The sequence below is a fragment of the Mesorhizobium sp. L-2-11 genome, from assembly GCF_016756595.1.
Taxonomy (GTDB): domain Bacteria; phylum Pseudomonadota; class Alphaproteobacteria; order Rhizobiales; family Rhizobiaceae; genus Mesorhizobium.
Genome location: NZ_AP023257.1, coordinates 1,781,489 through 1,801,244, shown reverse-complemented (window position 1 = coordinate 1,801,244; position 19,756 = coordinate 1,781,489). Strand labels below are relative to the sequence as shown.

The 19,756-nt window shown below is 62.2% G+C and carries 19 protein-coding genes; 8 read left to right on the top strand and 11 right to left on the bottom strand.

Annotated features, from left to right (window positions below; genetic code table 11):
* Window positions 1–153: 153 nt before the first annotated feature.
* Entirely contained in the window at window positions 154–1,080 is a 927-nt protein-coding gene (locus tag JG739_RS08725; protein ID WP_202366112.1) for an SRPBCC family protein, read from the bottom strand.
* Window positions 1,077–1,418, bottom strand: coding sequence for an ArsR/SmtB family transcription factor (locus JG739_RS08720; protein WP_202366111.1), 342 nt, complete (start codon window positions 1,416–1,418; stop codon window positions 1,077–1,079). Before JG739_RS08720 ends, JG739_RS08725 begins: the two co-directional genes overlap by 4 nt.
* A gap of 278 nt (window positions 1,419–1,696) precedes the next feature.
* Here JG739_RS08720 and JG739_RS08715 point away from each other — a divergent pair, with 278 nt between their 5' ends.
* Window positions 1,697–3,340: an MFS transporter gene (locus JG739_RS08715; RefSeq protein WP_202366110.1), complete on the top strand. Its 1,644-nt coding sequence runs from the start codon at window positions 1,697–1,699 to the stop codon at window positions 3,338–3,340.
* A 69-nt stretch (window positions 3,341–3,409) separates the two neighbouring features.
* On the opposite strand, the gene JG739_RS08710 is transcribed toward JG739_RS08715, so the two are convergent.
* Window positions 3,410–4,411 (bottom strand): NADP-dependent oxidoreductase, encoded by a 1,002-nt coding sequence (locus JG739_RS08710; protein WP_202366109.1) that lies wholly within the window; start codon window positions 4,409–4,411, stop codon window positions 3,410–3,412.
* A gap of 126 nt (window positions 4,412–4,537) precedes the next feature.
* Between JG739_RS08710 and JG739_RS08705 the strand changes: the two genes are divergently transcribed.
* Complete coding sequence (locus JG739_RS08705; protein ID WP_202366108.1) at window positions 4,538–5,140, top strand: TetR/AcrR family transcriptional regulator; 603 nt, start codon at window positions 4,538–4,540, stop codon at window positions 5,138–5,140.
* Window positions 5,137–6,003: an alpha/beta fold hydrolase gene (locus tag JG739_RS08700; RefSeq protein ID WP_202366107.1), complete on the top strand. Its 867-nt coding sequence runs from the start codon at window positions 5,137–5,139 to the stop codon at window positions 6,001–6,003. Before JG739_RS08705 ends, JG739_RS08700 begins: the two co-directional genes overlap by 4 nt.
* Before the next feature lie 206 nt (window positions 6,004–6,209).
* On the opposite strand, the gene JG739_RS08695 is transcribed toward JG739_RS08700, so the two are convergent.
* Both JG739_RS08695 and JG739_RS08690 read right to left on the bottom strand, forming a co-directional pair.
* A complete protein-coding gene (locus JG739_RS08695) occupies window positions 6,210–7,631 on the bottom strand; it encodes a hypothetical protein (RefSeq protein ID WP_202367382.1) in 1,422 nt (473 codons plus the stop codon).
* A gap of 272 nt (window positions 7,632–7,903) precedes the next feature.
* Window positions 7,904–9,007, bottom strand: coding sequence for a TauD/TfdA family dioxygenase (locus JG739_RS08690; protein WP_244749932.1), 1,104 nt, complete (start codon window positions 9,005–9,007; stop codon window positions 7,904–7,906).
* A gap of 583 nt (window positions 9,008–9,590) precedes the next feature.
* Here JG739_RS08690 and JG739_RS08685 point away from each other — a divergent pair.
* The gene (locus tag JG739_RS08685; protein WP_202366106.1) at window positions 9,591–9,875 is read left to right on the top strand and encodes an SCP2 sterol-binding domain-containing protein; all 285 of its coding nucleotides are present in this window, start codon (window positions 9,591–9,593) and stop codon (window positions 9,873–9,875) included.
* Window positions 9,876–9,936: 61 nt separating this feature from the next.
* Here the strand turns inward: JG739_RS08685 and JG739_RS08680 are convergent, their stop codons facing one another.
* The gene (locus tag JG739_RS08680; protein WP_202367380.1) at window positions 9,937–10,608 is read right to left on the bottom strand and encodes a GNAT family N-acetyltransferase; all 672 of its coding nucleotides are present in this window, start codon (window positions 10,606–10,608) and stop codon (window positions 9,937–9,939) included.
* Window positions 10,609–10,762: 154 nt separating this feature from the next.
* Window positions 10,763–11,896 carry an ornithine/lysine decarboxylase gene (gene odc2, locus JG739_RS08675; protein WP_077380324.1) on the bottom strand — a complete coding sequence of 378 codons (1,134 nt, stop codon included), beginning with the start codon at window positions 11,894–11,896 and terminating at the stop codon, window positions 10,763–10,765.
* Between the two features lie 544 nt (window positions 11,897–12,440).
* Here odc2 and JG739_RS08670 point away from each other — a divergent pair.
* From JG739_RS08670 to JG739_RS08655, 4 genes are all read left to right on the top strand, one after another.
* The gene (locus JG739_RS08670) at window positions 12,441–13,655 is read left to right on the top strand and encodes an amidase (RefSeq protein WP_202366105.1); all 1,215 of its coding nucleotides are present in this window, start codon (window positions 12,441–12,443) and stop codon (window positions 13,653–13,655) included.
* Window positions 13,643–14,542 carry a LysR family transcriptional regulator gene (locus tag JG739_RS08665; protein WP_202366104.1) on the top strand — a complete coding sequence of 300 codons (900 nt, stop codon included), beginning with the start codon at window positions 13,643–13,645 and terminating at the stop codon, window positions 14,540–14,542. Before JG739_RS08670 ends, JG739_RS08665 begins: the two co-directional genes overlap by 13 nt.
* Window positions 14,543–14,627: 85 nt before the next feature.
* The gene (locus JG739_RS08660; protein ID WP_202366103.1) at window positions 14,628–15,296 is read left to right on the top strand and encodes a DUF1007 family protein; all 669 of its coding nucleotides are present in this window, start codon (window positions 14,628–14,630) and stop codon (window positions 15,294–15,296) included.
* Between the two features lie 4 nt (window positions 15,297–15,300).
* On the top strand, window positions 15,301–16,443 hold the full coding sequence (locus JG739_RS08655) for a nickel/cobalt transporter (RefSeq protein ID WP_446720543.1): 1,143 nt from the start codon (window positions 15,301–15,303) through the stop codon (window positions 16,441–16,443).
* 231 nt (window positions 16,444–16,674) lie between these two features.
* Here the strand turns inward: JG739_RS08655 and denD are convergent, their stop codons facing one another.
* The 4 genes from denD to JG739_RS08635 all read right to left on the bottom strand — a co-directional run bounded on the left by denD (window position 16,675) and on the right by JG739_RS08635 (window position 19,699).
* The gene (gene denD, locus JG739_RS08650) at window positions 16,675–17,646 is read right to left on the bottom strand and encodes a D-erythronate dehydrogenase (protein ID WP_202366102.1); all 972 of its coding nucleotides are present in this window, start codon (window positions 17,644–17,646) and stop codon (window positions 16,675–16,677) included.
* Between the two features lies 1 nt (window position 17,647).
* Entirely contained in the window at window positions 17,648–17,857 is a 210-nt protein-coding gene (locus JG739_RS08645) for a phage holin family protein (RefSeq protein WP_202366101.1), read from the bottom strand.
* 63 nt (window positions 17,858–17,920) lie between these two features.
* Window positions 17,921–18,886 (bottom strand): cation diffusion facilitator family transporter, encoded by a 966-nt coding sequence (locus tag JG739_RS08640; RefSeq protein ID WP_202366100.1) that lies wholly within the window; start codon window positions 18,884–18,886, stop codon window positions 17,921–17,923.
* Window positions 18,887–19,012: 126 nt separating this feature from the next.
* Window positions 19,013–19,699, bottom strand: a complete 687-nt coding sequence (locus JG739_RS08635) for a GNAT family N-acetyltransferase (RefSeq protein WP_202366099.1) — start codon at window positions 19,697–19,699, stop codon at window positions 19,013–19,015.
* Between the last annotated feature and the right edge of the window lie 57 nt (window positions 19,700–19,756).

Here is a 19,756-nt window from a genome sequence, read left to right as displayed (position 1 = left end):
TCTGCCCCGCTTCGGAGACCTCGGTCTTCTCCAACCTGACCGGCTCATCCCTCTGGCTGAAGCGGCCGATGCCGTCGCCGATGAGGATGGGCGCGACATGACGAGGACCTCGTCCACAGGCCCCGATTCGGGCCGACGGGAAGTCGCAGCATTTCAGCGGGACGCGACGAAGCGTTCCAGTTTGCCGAGAGTTTGCAGTCCCAGTTCCACGGCACCGAAGCCCTTCGCCTCCTGGAACTCGGCAGCCGTGCTGAATACCATGCCCAGCGTTACCTTCGTTGCCCCGTCCTGATCCTCGAACGAGGCCCAGGCGTCGGCATGTTTCGGCCCGTTTTCGCCCCAATGCAGCGTATAGCCGATCCTCTCCTCGGGCCGGACCTCGTTATATCGATGGTGGTTCGGGTAGACCGTGCCGTCGGGCCCGACCATGTCGAATACCCACTCGCCGCCCGCTCGCAAGTCGATCCTCTTGGTTCGACAGGAAAAACCTTCCGGCCCCCACCATTGCGGCAGCGTCTCGGGGTTCATCCAGCTGTGCCAGACGGCGGTTCGCGGCGCCTGTATGACCCGCTGCAGCACCATGGTTCGTTCGGCAACTCCGGCGAGATTGTTCAGTCCTGCATCGAAGCCCGCCCGATAGCCGGCCGCCATATCCTGCGCCAGCGAGGAAAGTTGCACCGTTACGACCAACCGGCTGCGCTTGTCGGTGCCTGACAACTCAGCCGTCACCAGCGCCGCTGATTGCGTCATACCACCGGAGGAGACCACCTCGTAGTTCACGCTGCGGACACCCGGCTGCAACGCCAGCCAGCCGCACTCGCAGCGGATGTCCGGATGGCCCTCTAGCTTGCAAAGGGAAACCTCGCGCCCACCCACTTTGGTGTCGACCTCCAGGAACTCCACGGTGACCGAGGTCGATGGCGCAGCCCAGATCGCCCGCGCGGCCGGGGCCGTCCATGCCTGCCACAGCACGGCCAATGGCGCGGCCACGTCCCGTTCGAAGGTGAGCGTCGCAAAGCGGTCCTTCCTGTCATCAGGCGTCGTACGGGCCGTGCTGCTTGAATCCAGGTTCAGTGTCATTCTGCGCGTTCCTTCATCACATTCATCACAAATGCATCCAACCGGTCGAGGCGGGCTTCCCAGATGGCCCGCTGCTCATCGAGCCACGTCCGCACCGGATCCAGGGCCTCGGGCACGATGGCGCAGGTGCGTATCCGCCCGTCCTTGGACGTGGTGATCAACCCTGCCTCCTCCAGCACGGAAAGGTGCCGCATCACCGTGGGCAGCCGCAGCCCAGTCGGCCCAGCCAGATCCGTTACCCGCGCAGGTGTTTCGGCAAGCCGGGTCAGGATCGACCGGCGGGTCGGATCAGCGAGCGCGTGGAAGAGCAGCGAGAGAGCAGGATCATGCTTAGCCATATCGCTAACTATCCCCCAATTTCCCGGTGGCGCAAGCGAAAACTTCGTCAAGTTGCTAAGTATTTTTTTGCCCAACCGCCGAGTTCCTGGAGCCAGCGGCTTCTGTCGCGCTTGCAGGAATGGCCGCTGACCTGTTCCAGCTACCGCTATCTCTTTGTTGGACCATGATCTTCTTTGAAAAGGCGTTCGCCCTTTGCGAAGTCATGCTCTACTTCTAAGAGACCGCATGAGGGCACCGATTCTGGAAAACCGTAGCATTTGAAGTCGGGGAAGCATCCATGATCGACGACGAGCCGGACAGCGAACGCGTCTCGGCGCTGGCGCCGTTTCGGCACGGCATTTTCCGCGCCGTATGGTCCGCGAGCCTGGTTTCGAATTTCGGTGGCTTGATCCAGGGCGTCGGCGCCGCCTGGATGATGACCACGATCGCCACTTCGTCCTATCAGGTTGCGCTGGTCCAGGCGTCGACCACTTTGCCGATCATGCTGTTTGCGCTCGTTGCCGGCGCGATCGCCGACAGCTTCAACCGGCGCAAGGTCATGCTGATTGCCCAGATCTTCATGCTGGTCGTCTCGGTTCTGCTGACCGTGTTCACCTATCTTGGCTTGATGACACCGTGGACGCTGCTCGCCTTCGCCTTCCTGATCAACAGCGGCACGGCGCTTTACAACCCGTCATGGCAGGCTTCTGTCGGCGACATGGTGCCGCGCGCCAAACTGCCGGCTGCCGTCGCACTCAACTCGTTGGGCTTCAACCTGACGCGCAGCATCGGTCCGGCGATCGGCGGCATCATCGTTGCCGCCGCAGGTGCTGCAGCGGCCTTTGCCGCCAACGCATTGAGCTATGCCGGGCTGATCATCGTGCTGGCCCGCTGGAAGCCGGAATTGCCGGCCTCGACACTGCCGCGCGAGACGCTTGGCGCGGCGATGGGGGCTGGCCTGCGCTATGTCGCCATGTCGCCCAATATCGGCAAGGTGCTGGTAAGGGGTGCGGCTTTCGGCTTCAGCGCCGGTGCGGTCCTGGCGCTGCTGCCACTGGTGGCGCGCGATGTCGTCAAGGGCGATGCCTTGACCTACGGCATCATGCTCGGCGCTTTTGGCATCGGTGCCGTCGGCGGCGCGCTGATCAGCGTCCGGCTGAGGCAGATCCTGTCAAGCGAGGCGATGGTGCGCATGGCATTCGCCGGTTTCGCGCTCTGCGCCTTCAATGCCGCCGTCAGCGATCAGGCCTGGCAAACGTCGCTCGGACTGCTCATCGGCGGCGCCTGCTGGGTGGTCGCGCTCTCGCATTTCAACGTCACGGTGCAGATGTCGACGCCGCGCTGGGTGGTCGGCCGGGTGCTCTCGGTCTATCAGACGGCGACTTTCGGCGGCATCGCGCTCGGCAGCTGGGTCTGGGGTGTCGTCGCTGATGCGCAAGGCGCCGAGTTCGCGCTGACTGCGGCCGCCGTCACGATGCTGGCGGGCGGCGCGATCGGCCTGTTGCTGCCCTTGCCGCAGCAGGCGGTGGTCAACCTCGATCCGCTGAACCGTTTCAAGGAGCCGCATCTTGCGCTCGACCTGAAACTGCGCAGCGGCCCGATCGCCATCATGATCGAGTACATCATCCGCGAGGAGGACGTGCCGGAATTCCTCGCCACCATGGCCGAACGCGGCCGCATCCGCCGCCGTGACGGCGCCCGCAACTGGACGCTGGCGCGCGATCTCGAAAATCCCGCAATATGGATCGAGCACTATCACACGCCGACATGGCTCGAATACATCCGCCACAACAAGCGGGCCACCCATGCCGACGCCGTTGTCGGCGAGCGCCTGCGGGCACTGCACAGCGGTGACGAGCCGCCGCGCGTCCGCCGCATGATCGAGCGTCCGACAACCGCCGGCACCGCGATCGTCATGCCAAAAGGACCAATCGAGCATTAATGCATGTCGCGCGTAATCAACCTAAAGTTGCACAGAGAAGCGGACGCGGTCGCCTGAAGCATTGCAGAGCTATTTCACCTTGATGACAACCTTGCCCTTGGCGCGGCCCTGCTCGATGTAGGCCAAGGCCTCATTGGTCTGCTCAAACGGAAAGACACGATCTACCACCGGGCGGATGACGCCCGTTTCGATGAGCGACGTGATTTTTGTCAACTGCTCGCCATTGGCCGCCATGAACAGGAACGAATATCGGACATCTGCGCGTTTTGCCCGTCTCCTGATGCCTGCGCTCAAAATGCGCATGATCAGGTTCAACACCCAGCTCAGCCCCTTCTCGCTGGCAAACCCAGGATCGGGCGGACCGGAGATCGAAACGGCGACGCCACCTGGCTTCAACACACACAGGGACTTTTCGAGGGTTTTGTTGCCCTGGCTGTTCAGGACGACGTCGTAGCCCGAAAGGACTTTCTCGAAGTCATCCTTCTTGTAGTCGACAATGACATCGGCGCCCAGCTTCCTGACCATATCCATGTTCGACGCGCTTGTTGTCGTGGCGACCGTCGCGCCGAGGTGCTTTGCCAATTGAATGGCGAATGTCCCCACTCCGCCGGAGCCGGCCTGAATAAAGACCTTCTGTCCTTTCTTCAGCTTCGCCCTTTCAACCAGCGCCTGCCAGGCGGTCAGCCCCACCAGGGGAATCGACGCAGCCTCTTCCATGCTGAGGTTTTTCGGCTTCAGGGCCAAATCCGCATCATTAATGGCGATGTACTCGGCGAACGCTCCGATCCGACCGTCGCGCGCTCGCGCATAGACCTCGTCGCCCGGTTTGAACTGTCGGACTTTCGCGCCGACGCGAATGACCGTTCCGGCCACGTCATGGCCTGCAACGAAGGGCCGGCGATAGGGCAGGATGAGTTTGAACTCTCCATCCCTGATCTTGGAGTCCAGCAGATTGACGCTGGCGGCCTGGATCTGCACCAGCACGTCATTTTGCCCGACTTCCGGCTCCGGAGCCTCTCCAAGCCGAAGAGGAGCTTTCTTTGCATATCGATCGACGATGAAGGCCTTCATTGTAGCTTTCCCAAATTGAGGAGACCTGGAGCGCCCGATCGATATCTCCGATGCCTCGCCCTATTGCATTATGATCGTTTAGTGATAGTATGATCATAATGCAATAGCTGATTGAAGGAGAAAAACATGCGCTACGAGAAAGGCAGGAGGGAAGCATCCCGGCAGCGGATCATCGATGTGGCGACCGAACGGTTTCGCTCCGACGGCATCGCCGCATCAGGACTCGCCGGCATCATGGGCGAGGCGGGACTGACCAATGGAGCTTTCTATCCCCATTTTCCGTCCAAGGCGGCGCTTGTGCGCGAGAGTTTGGCGGCCGCCCTGGACGTTCAGGCGACCCAGATCCAGGAACTGTTGGCCGCCGGCGGCCCGTCACTGGCCATCGATGCGTATTTGTCGGCGGAACACCGAGACAATCCAGGCAATGGTTGCGCTTCAGCCGCGCTGTTGCCCGAAATTGCGCGTGAGCCGGTCGAGACGCGCCAAGTTTACGCCGAACACCTGCTCAAGCTCGTACGCCAGGTGGCGGCCGGGCTTACGCCCGACGTCCGCGACCCCGAGACAGTCGCGTTCGGTGTCTTCGCGACCCTGATAGGCACGCTTGAGCTGTCCCGGGCGGTGAACGGAACCGAACTGTCCGATCGCATTCTTGAGGCTGGCGCGGTGGCGGCGAAGGCGCTGCTCCAGCCCAGCCACAACGACAAGCCAGAAGAAAGAAAACCATCATGAACGTGCATCATCTGTCGCGAACTGCCGCGATCGTCAAACACAGGGACGTGCCGACGAAAACCGTCGACGTCGGCGGTACGGAATTCGCCTATCGGGAACTCGGACCCGCAACCGGGGTACCGGTGATCTTTCTTACCCATCTAAGTGCGGTTCTCGACAATTGGGATCCCCGGGTCGTCGATGGTATCGCCGCAAAACGGCGTGTTATCACCTTCGACAACCGTGGTGTTGGTGCATCAGGCGGCTCCACTCCCAACACGGTGGAGGCGATGGCCCGCGACGCGATCGCCTTCATCCGGGCTCTCGGCTTCGAGCAGGTCGACCTGCTCGGCCTATCTCTTGGCGGCTTCATCGCCCAGGCGATTGTTCAGCTGGAGCCTGATCTGGTTCGCAAGATCATCCTTGCGGGAACCGGCCCAGCCGGGGGTACCGGCATCGACAGGGTGACGTTCGTCACCATCTTCGACATGATCCGCGCCGCGTTGACCATCAAGGACCCAAAGAACTACCTCTTCTTCACCCAAAGCCCCAACGGCAAAAAGGCGGCGCGCGAGTTTCTGCAGCGCTTGAAGGAACGGACCAATGACCGCGACAAGCCCATCGCGCTCGGCGCTTTCAGCCAGCAGCTCAAGGCAGTCCGGGCCTTTGGCCTTGAGCGCCCTGCCGACCTATCGCGTATCCGGCACCCGGTCCTCGTGGTGAATGGCGATCACGACAGAATGGTGCCCACCAGCAACTCCGTCGACCTGGCACGGCGCTTTCCCAATGCCGAACTGGTCCTGTACGAAGACGGCGGGCATACGGCAATTTTCCAGTATCACGGCGCCTTTGTGGAAAAGGCCCTGGACTTCCTCAATGCCTGATCAGGCGGTGCCAGTGTGTCGAGTTGGCGAGCAAATGACACTTCGATCCATGCGCTAACCTGACGGGCAACACCGTACACTAGATCGGGGAAGCCCTGAGGAAGGAAGCGCACGCAAGCCAGTTCGCCGAGTCTGCGTTACCTCGACAACGGACCTTCAGTCTGTTCCCGTAGCAAACAAGACTGCGAAGTGTAGACACCCGCGCGTCAGGATGCGGCGCGCAGGCTCGTACGCACGCGCCGCCTGCTTGTGGCACGGGACTTCTCCGCCACGACACCGGTGATCTCGACCACGCCGTTCTCATGTGGCTTGGCGTTTGTCACCTTGTGGAGGCGCTCATAGGGCAAAAGTTCCTTGACCCGGGCATCGAGCAACGCGACTTCGGCTCGCAGATCCTCGCATTCCTGCCTCTGGACATCGAGCTGTATCTGTTCGGACGCCTGCTGCAGAGAAAGCTGCGAAAAATTCGCGCTCACGGTCGAGAGGTGGATCTTGTCGTTCTCGTTCTCCTTTCTGAGAACGGACAACCTTTCCTCCGCAATTTGCTTTTCGGCGACCGCGTCGCTCCATTGAGCCTTGAGATTGGCGATCTCGCTCGCGGCTTGATTGTTCTCGTTCGAGGCGGCTTCCAATCGTGATTGGAGGTTGCGAATTTCAGAACGCAGGCCGCCGATCTCCGTGAAACTACGCGCACGCTCGGCTTCCCTGTCACCTTCCAAGATACGGGCCGCTTCCGTCATTTCCGACAGCTTCGCTTGCGCGATATCGAGCGATTTCTGCAGCCGCATCTCCTCTTGTTCGCTCTTGCCGAGCGCAGCCAGCAGTTCCGAAACTCGCGCCGCGTCGCTGGCATGAATCGTCGAGAGCTCGTCCAGCCTGTGCCGCGCCTCAGCTTCGCGTTTCAGCGCCTTGTCGAAGTCGATCGACAGGCTGACATGCTTTTCCCGCAGTATCTCGTTCTCGCGCGCGCATCGGTTGGCCTCGGCCGTTCTGGCCGAAAGCGTTTTGACGAGGTCGCCGAACTCCGCTTCGCGTTCTGCGCTCGCATTGCCTGCCACGACGAGTTCCAGCCTTGCCGCAGCCAGCGCACTGCGAAGTGCCTCCTTGTCCTCGGTCAGGCTTATCTCGCGCTGCTGCAGGGCCTCGACGGCGCTTTCACGCTCGCGCTGCTTTCTGGTCGCATCGTGGAACTGCTCCGACAGCACTCTTTGCTGCGTGGTCAGGCTGACATTTGCCAGTTCCAGTTCGTTGGCGCGAAGAATGTCCCCGTGAAGCAGCTTTAGGAATTCGCCTGTCAGGTGATGCGAGGTCGCGATCTCCGACAGTTTCGTGTTGATCTCATCCAGATACTCGCGCGCATCGTCAAACAGCCCCTCAACGGCATCCAGCGCAGCCAGGCGGGTTTGTGTGTGGGAGGTCAGCCGCCGTGCGATCTCGGGAGAGTCGGCATCGTCCTCGGGCTGAGAGTTGTCATTCCTTGCCGCGAGATTCTCGTCCGCAACGTCATCCAACGGCGATTGCTCGTCCAAGTTGAGGCACTCTTCGAACGCTTCCGCCAAATCGGCTTCAAGTTCCTTGAATGCCCTGTCCACCGTCTCGGCACGCTTGATCAGACTTCTGATTTTCATGACTGAACATCCCCTACTGTAACGCCATCTGGGGTCTCGATCCTCGCCTCCCGGATACGGGTTATCCCCTTCCCCCTGATCGCGCGGTGGCGCATGAGGCGAGCCCACGCTAGGGACAGGCCTGGCCACTGTCCTCGTCTGTTTGAATGATGCAGACCTTGTAACTGCCCTGATTGCCGCCGGCTTTCGGGCAAACAACCACCGTCGGAACGTCTGCCGGAGACCTTGCACCGACAGCTACTGACCGCACGTCAGCGATGATCGTCGTGCCGCTATCGGGAGAGGACGCGAATGCGGCTCTGAAACTCACCCCGATCGACATAGCATCCCCGCAGATGTCTCAGCCCCGTGTTTGGGTTGAACGATTGGCGGCCGTGAAGCACCCGACGATTGTCGAAGACCGCCATTTCGCCGGCCTTGAGGCGGTAGGCTATGTGAAAACGCGAGCTGCGGATCATCATCATCAGCTTGCGATAAGCAGCATAGAAGGGGGTGCATATCTCGGAGGGAAGGTCAATGACATCGACAAGATGGGCGTTGAACCGCAACTCTGTCACGTCTCCATTGCGTCGAGTTGCGATCACAGGAAACCGACCGCGCAGATCGTAGTTTTCGTCGTGAAAACGATAGGGGATTTTGACCTCGCACAAGAGACGGTAGGCTTCCGGATCTTGCGCCTGTAATGCGGCCACGACCGCAAATCCGTCGGCAAATACCGATCCACCGCCTTCAGCTTCATTCGCGATACAATGCAGGAATTGATAGCCGGGCGGCACCTCCTGGTTCGCGAGATCGGTGTGTAACGGCAGGGCGACAGGCGTGTAGGCCAAGTTGTTCGGCTTCGGCATCGACACGACTTCGAACATAGTGCCGAAATTTGTCTGGCGCAGGAATCCTACCCGCTCGGCCGCACGCCGCCCGGCGTCGGGATCATCGCCAAGCCCCTCGACGATGGAGAGCCCATATGCAGCCGTCGCCCTCAGCCAGGCAAGCAGATCGGCATCGCTCTGAAAGAGGCCCCCGGCAGAGTGACGCGGTATGGTTTCAAGATCGATCGAGCCGTCCCAGAGTTTCGGAGCGATCTCAGCCGGATCGTCCCGCTTTCTGCCTGGGCGGTAGGATTCAAAAAAATGGCCCGGGATTTCCTCCTCAGCCTGGTCGTTCGGCCAGACAATGCTCACAGCGCCGCGTCTGTTCTGGACGTTGAGGGGCCTGAGCGAGGCGTCGACGCTGGTCAGGTCGAATATTCGCTCTTCGGTCTGGGGGTGAAACGCCGACGGTGCATTGTCCTTTAGCCAAAGCCAGGGATAGCAGACTGTTTCGCCTGACGAGAACGTCACGGCAAGCGCTGTCTCCCGGGCTTCCACGGAAAGCATGGTATTCATCATTATGTCTCTCTGAACACGAAAATTAATTTCAGATTGGATCGGGCCCGCAGGCCATCAACCCAGAGGTGGTGGCCACCACAAGCTCGGCTTCCCGTAACGATGGGATCCGGGATTTCTGTTCGGTTCTTCGAGCACTCGATCTCCAGGTGAAACCTGATTCAAGCCACATGGCGATGGTAGCGGTCATTTGCCGGCAGTGTCTAGCTGATCCGGCAGTGTTTACTGATTTAGAATGCAATGGGGTCTCGGTCCTGCCCAACGCGACCCTGACCATCCGCGACGACCTATTCTGGCCGGGCGTGGCGGTGTTGGCAGTCGGGAGCCAATCGAACCGCCTAGCCCCGACCATCGCACATCGACAGCGCAGCTTCACTGCGGCGATAAAACCCATCATCATATCGGGGAACCGCGTTGACGTAAACGTCAACCCGAAGCTATATGCGCCGGCGACCTTGATCGCGAAATGGGCAAGACGGCGACTTCGGTCTGATCAAAGTGCCCCAGACCGAAGTGCCCCCCGACCGAAGTGCCAATGGGGTGCGACAAACGCAACGAAACGAGGAGAACGGCCATGGGCGTTCAGGAAATTGCCGACAAGATCAGCGCGCGCGTGGCGAGTGCCGGGTTCGATCGTTCCGTGAAATTCGATACCGGTGACGACGGCGTCATCGTTATCAACGGCGCTGCCGTCTCGACCACCGATGCGCCGGCCGACTGTACGATAAAGCTTTCGCTCGACGATCTGGAATCGCTGATATCAGGCGATCTCAATCCGACCATGGCGTTCATGTCCGGCAAGATAAAGGTCGAAGGCGACATGAGCGTCGCCATGGCGCTGAGCCAGTTGATCGGCTGATCCACTCCAATCCTGAATGGAAACAAGCCGCCACCCAATGGCAGCGGCTTGTTTCCGATCGTCAGGCAGCGAGCGGCAGCCGCTGTGCCTTCAGCTTGCGCCCCGCCGCCTTCAGCGTACCCTGCGCGCCGGCGAGCACGCCTTCCACCAGCTCCAGCGCCAGCAGGCGGTGCCGCTCATACGGCCCCGGCATGGCCAGCGAGCCGGTTTTTTCGGCCGAGAACCCGAAGCGCTGGTAATAGGGCGCATCGCCGACCAGCAGGATCGCCGCATGGCCGAGGCGCGCGGCTTCAGCGATTGCATGGCGCATCAGCGCCGAGCCGATGCCGGCATTCTTGATTGTCGGATCGACGGCGAGCGGGCCAAGCAGAAGGGCTGACCGACCGCCCTCGCCCAGCACGACATCCCAGAGCCGCACGGTGCCGGTGACAGCGCCCGACGCGTCGCGTGCGACCAAGGCCAGGCCTTCCGAAGGCCGGCGGCCGCGCCGCAGCTTTTCCGACGATTTTCTCCGGCGCTTCGGCCCCATGGCGCGATCGAGCAGAGCCTCGCGCGCCGGGACGTCGGCAGCGGTTTCGGCGGTGATGACGAAAGCGCGGGCACTCTCCCCCCTTGAGGGGGAGATGGCCGCGAAGCGGCCAGAGGGGGTCGGCTCGGCTGCCGCGACCTCTCTTGGGCTGTGTGAGGCCGGCGCTTGACGCGCGGCGACCCCCTCTGTCGCCTTCGGCGACATCTCCCCGTCAAGGGGGGAGATTCCCGCAGCGCCCTCAACAATGAAATCCACAATTTCCATTTCCGCGATCCTTCACGAGCGGATTGTTCCACAGGCGAGCCCGGGCGGGCGACTGGCGCCCACCAAGGATGATCTGACCGGCTCTTGCGAGCCGTCAGATCACGTAGGATCGGAGAGGCTCGAAGCCGTTGAAGGCGACCGAGGCGTAGGTCGTCGTGTAGGCGCCGGTGCCCTCGATCAGCACCTCGTCGCCGATGGTCAGCGACAGGGGCAGCGGATACGGCGTCTTCTCGTACATCACGTCGGCCGAATCGCAGGTGGGGCCGGCGAGCACGCACGGCGCGGTCTCGGTGCCGTCATGCGCGGTGACAATCGGGTAACGGATTGCTTCGTCCATCGTCTCGGCGAGACCGCCGAACTTGCCGATGTCGAGGAACACCCAGCGCACATTGTCGTTGTCGGCCTTCTTCGAGATCAGCACGACTTCCGACTTGATGACGCCGGCATTGCCGACCATGCCGCGGCCCGGCTCGATGATGGTTTCGGGAATCGCGTTGCCGAAATGCTTGCGCAGCGCCGAGAAGATCGCCTGGCCATAGGCCTGCGCCACCGGCACATCCCTGAGGTAACGGGTCGGAAAACCGCCGCCCATATTGACCATCTTGAGCACAATGCCCTCTTCAGCGAGCGTAGCGAACACCTTTTTGGCATCGCCGAGCGCGCGGTCCCAGGCAGTCAGGTCGGTCTGCTGCGAGCCGACATGGAACGACACGCCATAGGCGTCGAGCCCGAGCGCCCTGGCATGGCGCAGCACGTCGACCGCCATCGCCGGCACGCAGCCGAACTTGCGCGACAGCGGCCATTCGGCGCCTTCGCCGTCGGTCAGCACGCGGCAGAACACACGGGCGCCGGGTGCAACGCGGGCGATCTTCTCGACCTCCTCGACGCAGTCCACCGCGAACAGCCGGATGCCGAGCTGATAGGCGCGCTGGATGTCGCGCTCCTTCTTGATGGTGTTGCCGAAGGAGATGCGGTCCGCCGGCGCACCGGCGTCCATCGCCATCTCGACTTCGGCAACGGAAGCGGTGTCGAAGGACGAGCCCATCGCAGCAAGCAGGCGCAGGATTTCCGGCGCCGGATTTGCTTTCACCGCATAGTAGATTTTCGAATCGGGAAGCGCCTTCTCGAAGGCGCGGAAATTGTCGCGCACGACGTCGAGATCGACGACGAGGCAAGGGCCGTTCGGACGTCGGGTGGCGAGGAAGTCAAGGATGCGCTGGGTGGCCATCGGGGTCTCTCCATAGCGCCTTTCGGGCGCGCACAAAGGCTGCGGGACGCGGGTCATCGACCTCGCGAACACGCGGTGGACAAAGGCGGGACGTCAATCCATGGAACCAGCCGGTGGAGACCCCGGAACCATGAAGCGCCGTCTCGCGGCGGTGAACCTTGGCCTTGCCCGGCCTCGGTTCGCTTTGTCTGCCTTGGCTTGGATTGGGAGAACCCGTTCCGCACTGCCGGCAATGAAGGTGTGCCTCTTCAGTAACCCCGGTCTTTGGACGACCGGCAGAACACCAGAAAGGCCCGCACCGTCGTTGCTTCAAGGTGTCCTCGGTCTGGCGGTTGGCCGCTAAACCGACTGGAGGGGTTAGCTCCAGTTACCTTACCGATATCCCTCACCATTTTGAGGATCGGCGGACACCCACAGGCACGTGCGACTTTGGGCAAGCGCGATATAAGGTCGATGGATTTCACAATCAATAAAAATCGTACGCCAGTTGTAAAATTCCTGGCGTCGAACAATGTTGCAACAACTGTATCCGGATATCGAACGCATGACAGGCACTCGCGGCCCTCTGAACGCTTTTCTCGACCTCGACGGTATACCTGTATCCAATGCGCAATCCGGTCCGCTTGCCGGCCTGCGGCTGGCCGTCAAGGATATTTACGACGTCGCCGGCTACCGCACCGGCTGCGGCAATCCGCAGAAATATCACGAGGCTTCGCCCGCCTCGGCGACAGCGCCGGCCGTCCAGGCGCTGCTTGATTCGGGTGCGCGCTTCGTCGGCAAGACGCAGACCGACGATTTGGCCTTCTCGCTGATGGGGCTGAACGCGCATTTCCCGTCGCCCGTCAATCCGGCAGCACCTGATCGCGTCACCGGCGGCTCGTCCTCCGGTTCCGCCGCCGCGGTCGCGGGCGGGCTGGCCGACATCGCCATCGGATCCGATACCGGCGGCTCGATCCGCGCCCCGGCAAGCTTTTGTGGGCTGATCGGCCTGAGGACCACGCATGGCCGCATCTCGCTCGAAGGCGCCATGCCGCTGGCCCCTTCACTGGATACGTTCGGCTGGTTCGCCAGCGACATGGTCACCTACGAAAAGGTCGGCGCGGTGCTGCTCGGCGACGATCTGCACCACCACGAGTTGCAGCGCCCCCTCGCCATGGATGCGCTGGACGGGCTCGTGCTCGGCCCGCAGGAAGCCAACGAGTATCGCGCCATGGTCCGCGCTATCGCATCGGTGCTGGGCGCGCCGCGCACCGTCGCCCCGCTGTCGCATTCCACCGACGATCTCTACTGGTGCTTCCGCAAGCTGCAGGGGTACGAGGCCTGGCAAAATCACGGTGCCTGGATCGCCGGCAGCGATCGGATGCTCGGCCCCGGTGTCAAGCAGCGCTTCGAGCATGGCGCAACCATCGATACGGCAACCGCACAATTTGAAACGGAACGTCGCGTTTCATTTCGTATTGAGCTTGCCGAGCTGCTTGGCGAGGACGGTGTCCTTGTGCTTCCCACCGCTCCAGGTGCCGCCCCGCTCAAGGCCGCCTCATTCGACGATTTGCAGACCTATCGCGAACGCGCGCTGAGACTGTTGTGTCTTTCCGGCCTGTCCGGTTTTCCGCAGATCACCCTGCCGCTGGGCCTGGTTGACGGCGCCCCCTTCGGCCTCTCGCTGCTCGGACCGAAAAGCAGCGACCGGCAGCTGATGGCGCTCGCCGCGCGCATCCTTTCAGCCCACCAAAAGGAGCGCATGACATGGATACGCTGACGCGTATGCGCGCCTTCATCGACGTCGTCGAGGCCGAAGGTTTTTCGGCAGCGGCGCGCAAGATCGGCCGCTCCAAGGCGCTGCTGTCGAAATATGTGCGCGAGTTGGAGGACGAGCTCGGCGCGCTGCTGCTCAACCGCACCACCCGGCAGTTCTCGCTGACCGAGGCCGGCCACACCTATTACCGCCGTGCCTCGGAAATCGTCCGCGAGGTCGACAGCCTGGCCGATGCGGTGCGCGAATCCTCCGGCGACGTGCGCGGCAGGATCAAGCTGTCGGCGCCGCGCACCTTTGCCGATGCGCCGATCGGCCAATCGTTGATCGACTTCGCCAAGCAGCATCCCGACATCGTGCTCGACATTCATCTCGATGACCGCTTCGTCGATCTGGTCGAGGAGGGTTTCGATCTCGCCGTGCGCATTTCGCGGCTGGAAAGCTCCTCGCTGATCGCCAGGCGTCTGGCGCCATTCTCGGTGCGGCTGTGCGCATCTCCCGAGCTGATCGCCAGGCACGGCATGCCGGCGCGGCCACAGGACCTTGGCCGCATGCCCTGCATCATCGACACCAATGGCCGCTGGCTGACCAACTGGCCGTTCAAGGGCGACAGCGGCGACACGATGAGCGTTTCGGTCTCCGGTCCGATCGAGGTCAACAGTCCGATGGCGGCAAGGGCCGCCGCCGTGGCGGGATTGGGATTTTCCGTCCTGCCGGATTTCATCGCCGCGCCCGATATCGAAAGTGGCCGGCTGGTGACCGCGCTGGATGACCGCATCCTGCCGGGTGGCGGCATTTTCGCCGTCTATCCGCACCGGCGCTATTTGCCTGCGAAAGTTCGCGTCTTTGTCGATTTCCTGGTGCAGTGGTTCAAGACGATTGACAATGCCTGAGCTTTTAGCCGCCCCGGGGTCCCATTTTCGCCCGCTTTCTGGTAACTCTCGACAGTCACCCTAGTCGATGGAATCACCACCCAGAATGCACCTGAAACGGCAAGCAATCATGACGGCTTCGGCCATGGCGGCGACATTTGCCACGGTCGGGCCAGCCGACGTGCATCCCCACGTCTTCGCCGAGGCTCGTCTCGAAGTGATCCTCAGCCCGGATCACCAAAGTGTGAAGGCCTTGCGCCATGTCTGGCGCTTCGACGATTTGTTTTCGAGCACGGTGATGATGGAGTTCGACAAGAATTCCGACCTGAAGCTCGACGACAAGGAGCTGAAGGAAGTCGCCGACACCGTTCATGCTTCGCTGGCGGAGTTCAATTATTTCCAGCTCGTCACCGTCGACGGCAAGGATGAGGCGATGAGCCCGCCGCCGCAGCTGATGGCGAATTTCGACAACGACCAGCTCATCATCCTGTTCGAATCCGAACCCAAGGCGCCGACCAGGCTGGCCGGCAAGATCGATATCGGCGTCTATGACCCGACCTTCTACACGGCGATCGATTTCACCGAGGATGCCAATCTGCAGGTCGCCGGCTTGCCGTCGACATGCACGAGCAAGGTCGTTCGTCCGAACCCCGACGAGGCGATCGCCGAGAACCAGAAGACCCTGACGGACGCCTTCTTCAATGATCCGACAGGCACCGATATGAGCAAGATCTTTGCGACCAAGCTTGAACTGAACTGTCGGCCAGAAGGATGATCCGGTGACGAAACCGTCCCTGCGTTTGGCTTTCGGTCTTTTGGCCGCCGCCCTTGTGATGACGCACCTCCTCGGCGCCGCCCACGCCCAGAGCTCGCTCGGCATCGGCACCAATGACGGGATGGCGCCCAGCACCGGCCCGTTCGCCCAAATCCTGATGTGGATCAATCTGCGTCAGCAGGAATTCTACCGCGCGCTTGCCGGTGCGATGAAGGCGATGCGCGAGGACGGCAGCAAGCTGTGGCTGCTTATCGGCCTGTCCTTCGCCTACGGTATTTTCCATGCCGCCGGCCCCGGTCACGGCAAGGCGGTGATCTCGTCCTACATGGTCGCGAACGAAGTCGCGCTCAGGCGCGGCATCATGCTGTCCTTCGTCTCGGCCCTGCTGCAGGCGCTGACTGCGATCCTTGTGATGATGCTCGCCTACTTCGTCCTGCGCGGCACCACCTTATCGATGACCGACGCGGCATGGGTCCTCGAAGTCACGAGTTTTGTCTTCGTCACCCTGTTCGGCGCCTGGCTTTTGTGGCGCAAGGCCGGCCCTGCCATCCTTCGCCTGTTCGGCGCCAACCCTGCCTACAGCCTTTCGGCGGCCCATGCCGGCCATTCGCAAACGGGCCATCCTGCACATGCGCATTCAGTGCATGCGCTTCACGCACATGGCCATGACGGCCACAATAATCATGATCATGGCGCACACGACCATCACCATGACCATGGGGGGCACGATGACCATGGCGGGCACCATCACCATGTGGCGGGCGAAGTCTGCGAGACGTGCGGACATTCACACGCGCCCGACCCGGCGCTGCTTGGCGACCGCTTCGACTGGCGCACCGCCTGGTCGGCGGTGGCCGCGGTCGGCATCCGGCCGTGCTCGGGCGCGCTGATCGTGCTGAGCTTTGCCGCGCTCAACGGGCTGTGGTTCGGCGGCATCCTGTCGGTGCTGGCGATGGCGCTCGGCACCGCGATCACCGTCTCGATCCTGGCGACGCTGGCGGTGACGGCCAAGAACTGGGCGGTGTATTTCGCTGGCGACGGCCGCATGGGCAACCGCATCCACTCGATGGTCGAGATCGGCGGCGCAGCCTTCGTGTTTTTGTTCGGGTTGCTGTTGTTGTCGGCGAGCCTGACGGCTGGCGGATGACGCCTCGATCGGATCTACTGATGACCAATTGTCGATCTTGGCGCCGCCCCTCATCGCCCTGCCGGGCACTTCTCCCCGTATAGGGACGGGGAGAAGAACGCCCTCATCGACGGTTTCGCCAATTTTCAGTGTTGCACAAAGAGGCGCCAGCGTTGCGGCCAGCTTCTTTCTCCCCGTTAACGGGGAGAAATGCCCGGCAGGGCAATGAGGGGCAGCGCCGACGCCGACAAGTCAGATCTTCCCGCCCAGCTCATCCTCGATATGGGCGCGGATGATGTCGTCGAAGCTGGTTTCGGCGGCAAAGCCCAGTTCCCTCGACCGCCGCGCCTCGAACCGTGTCGGCCAGCCCTTGACGATCGCCCAGATCGTGTCGTCGGGCTCCTCGCGTATCAGGTTCACCGCCGTGGCGCCGGCAATGCGTTCCAGGGCCTCGATCTGCTCGCCGACCGTGACCGCGACGCCGGGCATCGTCAGATTGCGGCGCGGCCCGACGGCGCTGCCGTCGATCCCTGCTGCGTGGATCAAAAAATTCACCGCCGAGCGCGGGCTGGCGTGGGTGTGCACGACGGAGCGCGGCACCGGCAATATTGCTTCCTGGCCGTTCAATGGCTCGCGGATGATGCCGGAGAAAAAGCCCGAAGCCGCCTTGTTGGGCTTGCCCGGCCTGACGCAGATGGTCGGCAGCCTGATGCCGATGCCGTCGAAGAAGCCGCGCCGCGTATAATCGGCGAGCAATGCTTCTCCCATCAGCTTCTGCGTGCCGTAGGAGGTCAGCGGCGTCGGGTGGAATTCGTCTGATATAACGTCCGGAAATGGCGCGCCGAACACGGCGATCGACGAGGTGAAGACGACGCGCGGCGCAAATCCCGCCAGTCTTACGGCATCGAACAGCGCCCTTGTGCCATCGAGATTGACGCGATAGCCGAGATCGAAATTGGCCTCCGCCTCGCCCGACACGACGCCGGCGAGATGGAAGATCACGTCTGGGCGCGACGCGACGAGCCGTTCCATCGCGCTCGCCGCGGCGAGATCGCCGGTATGGATGGTGACGTCGACGCCTTCCATGACAGGCGGCTGCGGCGACAGAATATCGTGAAGATCGAGCGCAGCGATCTTGCGGCCGCTGAGCGCTCCATCCTTCGCCAGCCGGGCGATGAGCTTGCGGCCGACCATGCCTGCCGCGCCGGTAATCAAAACACGCATATCAATGATCCTTATTTTTGCGTTGACTGCGGCCACGCAGCCAAAACACGACGAAAATGGCCACCATGAAGACAGCGGCAATAAGTGCGGCAAGAATGGTCGAGACGCGGCCAACCGCCAGCATCACGGTTGGCAGATAGTAGGCAGCGATGCCGAACAGCAGCAGCACCCATAGGGCGCCTATCGCCGCATTGCGCGTGTCGCGATCCATCACGCGGCCTTGACGCGGCGGGAATTCATCAACTTCGTTACCAATGCCATGGAACTCCTGGGGTCAGTGATAGTGGCGATTCTGCGGAGCCGCATCATGCGCATGGTCGTGCTCGCCATCGTGCTTATCATCGGCGCAATGGCCGAATTCCGGCTCTACGGTTGCGTGGGCAATGCCATGCGCGGCAAGCCGCTTCTTGATGGCGCTGACCGCCTTGTGGGCATCGACGCCATCGTTGAGGCAAGCATGCAAGGTCGCCATGTTGCTCGACCCGTCAAGCGACCAGACATGCATGTGATGCACCTCGCGCACGCCGTTCACCGTTCCTTCTATGTCCCTGGCGATCAGGTCGCGATCGAGGCTCGCCGGCACGCCTTCGAGCAGGACATGGGCTGCTTCGCGCATCAGCGACCAGGCGGTGGACAGGATCAGCAGCGAGACAAGGACGGACAGGATCGGATCGATAGGCGTCCAGCCTGTCGCCAGGATGATCAGCGCAGCCGTGATCGCCGCAGCCGAGCCGAGCAGATCGCCGAGCACGTGCAGAATGGCGCCGCGCATGTTGAGGCTGTCGCGGTCGCCGCCATGCAGCACGAAGAAGCAGCCGATATTGACCAGCAGGCCGGCAATCGCAACGATCAGCATCGGCCCGCCGAGCACGGGCGCAGGCATCAGCAGGCGTTCCCAGGCCTCATAGATGATCCACAGCGCAATGGCGAAGATGGCGATGCCGTTGGTATAGGCGACCAGCGTTTTGACCCGGCCGAAACCGTAGGTGAGGCGAACCGTGGCCGGCCGGCCGGCCAGATGAAAAGCATACCAGGCAAGGCCGAGGGCGATACAGTCGGCGAGCATGTGGCCGGCATCCGCCAGCAGCGCCAGCGATCCCGTCAAGAGACCGCCAAGCGCTTCCACGACCATGAAGCCGGCGGTCAGGCAGGCGGCGATCAGCACGCGCTTCTCGTCCGTCGAGCCGTGCACATGACCGGCGCCATGGCTGTGACCATGCCCTTGCGAACCATGCGCCATCTGCGAACTCCTGTCAGAGCTGATCCATCCCGGCAAAATCCGGTGGGAGGCTCTGTCTTCCTTTTGACCACGATCTTGCCCGAAAACTCGACCTTCACTTTTCCGGATCGTGGTCCTGGATCACGGTCAGGCGCCGAACTCGGCGCGGAAGTCTTCGAGCCGTCGCTTCTGCTGGTCATCGCCGTCGAAATTGCCCGGATCGAGCCATGCCTCATAGGCGCTACGCAGGGCCGGCCACTCCTTGTCGATGATCGAGTACCACGCGGTATCGCGGTTTTCGCCCTTGACCACAAGATGCTGGCGGAAAATGCCCTCGAACTTGAAGCCGAAACGCTCCGCAGCGCGCTTCGACGGCTCGTTGCGGTTATTGCATTTCCATTCGTAGCGGCGATAGCCGAGCTCGTCGAAGATGTATTTCATGAACAGGAATTGCGCTTCCGTCGCCGCCGGCTTGCGCGAGATCAGCGGCCCCCAATAGATGTTGCCGATCTCGATAACGCCATAGGTCGGATCGATGCGCATCAGCGTCTGGCGTCCGGCGACCTTGCCGCTGGCCTTGTCGATGACGGTGAAGAACAGCGGGTCCTCGCTGGCTTCGGCCTTGTCCAGCCACGGCTGCAAGGCGGCGCGGGTCTGCGGCGGATAATCGGGCAGCCAAGCGAAGCGGCCGTCGACATCAGCCACCGACGACGCCTCGAACAGGCCATCGCCATGCTTTTCGGCGCTCAGCGGCTCAAGCCTGACAGTGCGCCCCTCCAGCACCTTGCGCTCCGGCCGCGGGCGCGGTTGCCAATTCCTCAGATTTTCCGACACCCAATGCTCCAATCCGTTTGACTTTTGTGAGCGGACGCTCACAAAAACGCTCGCTCG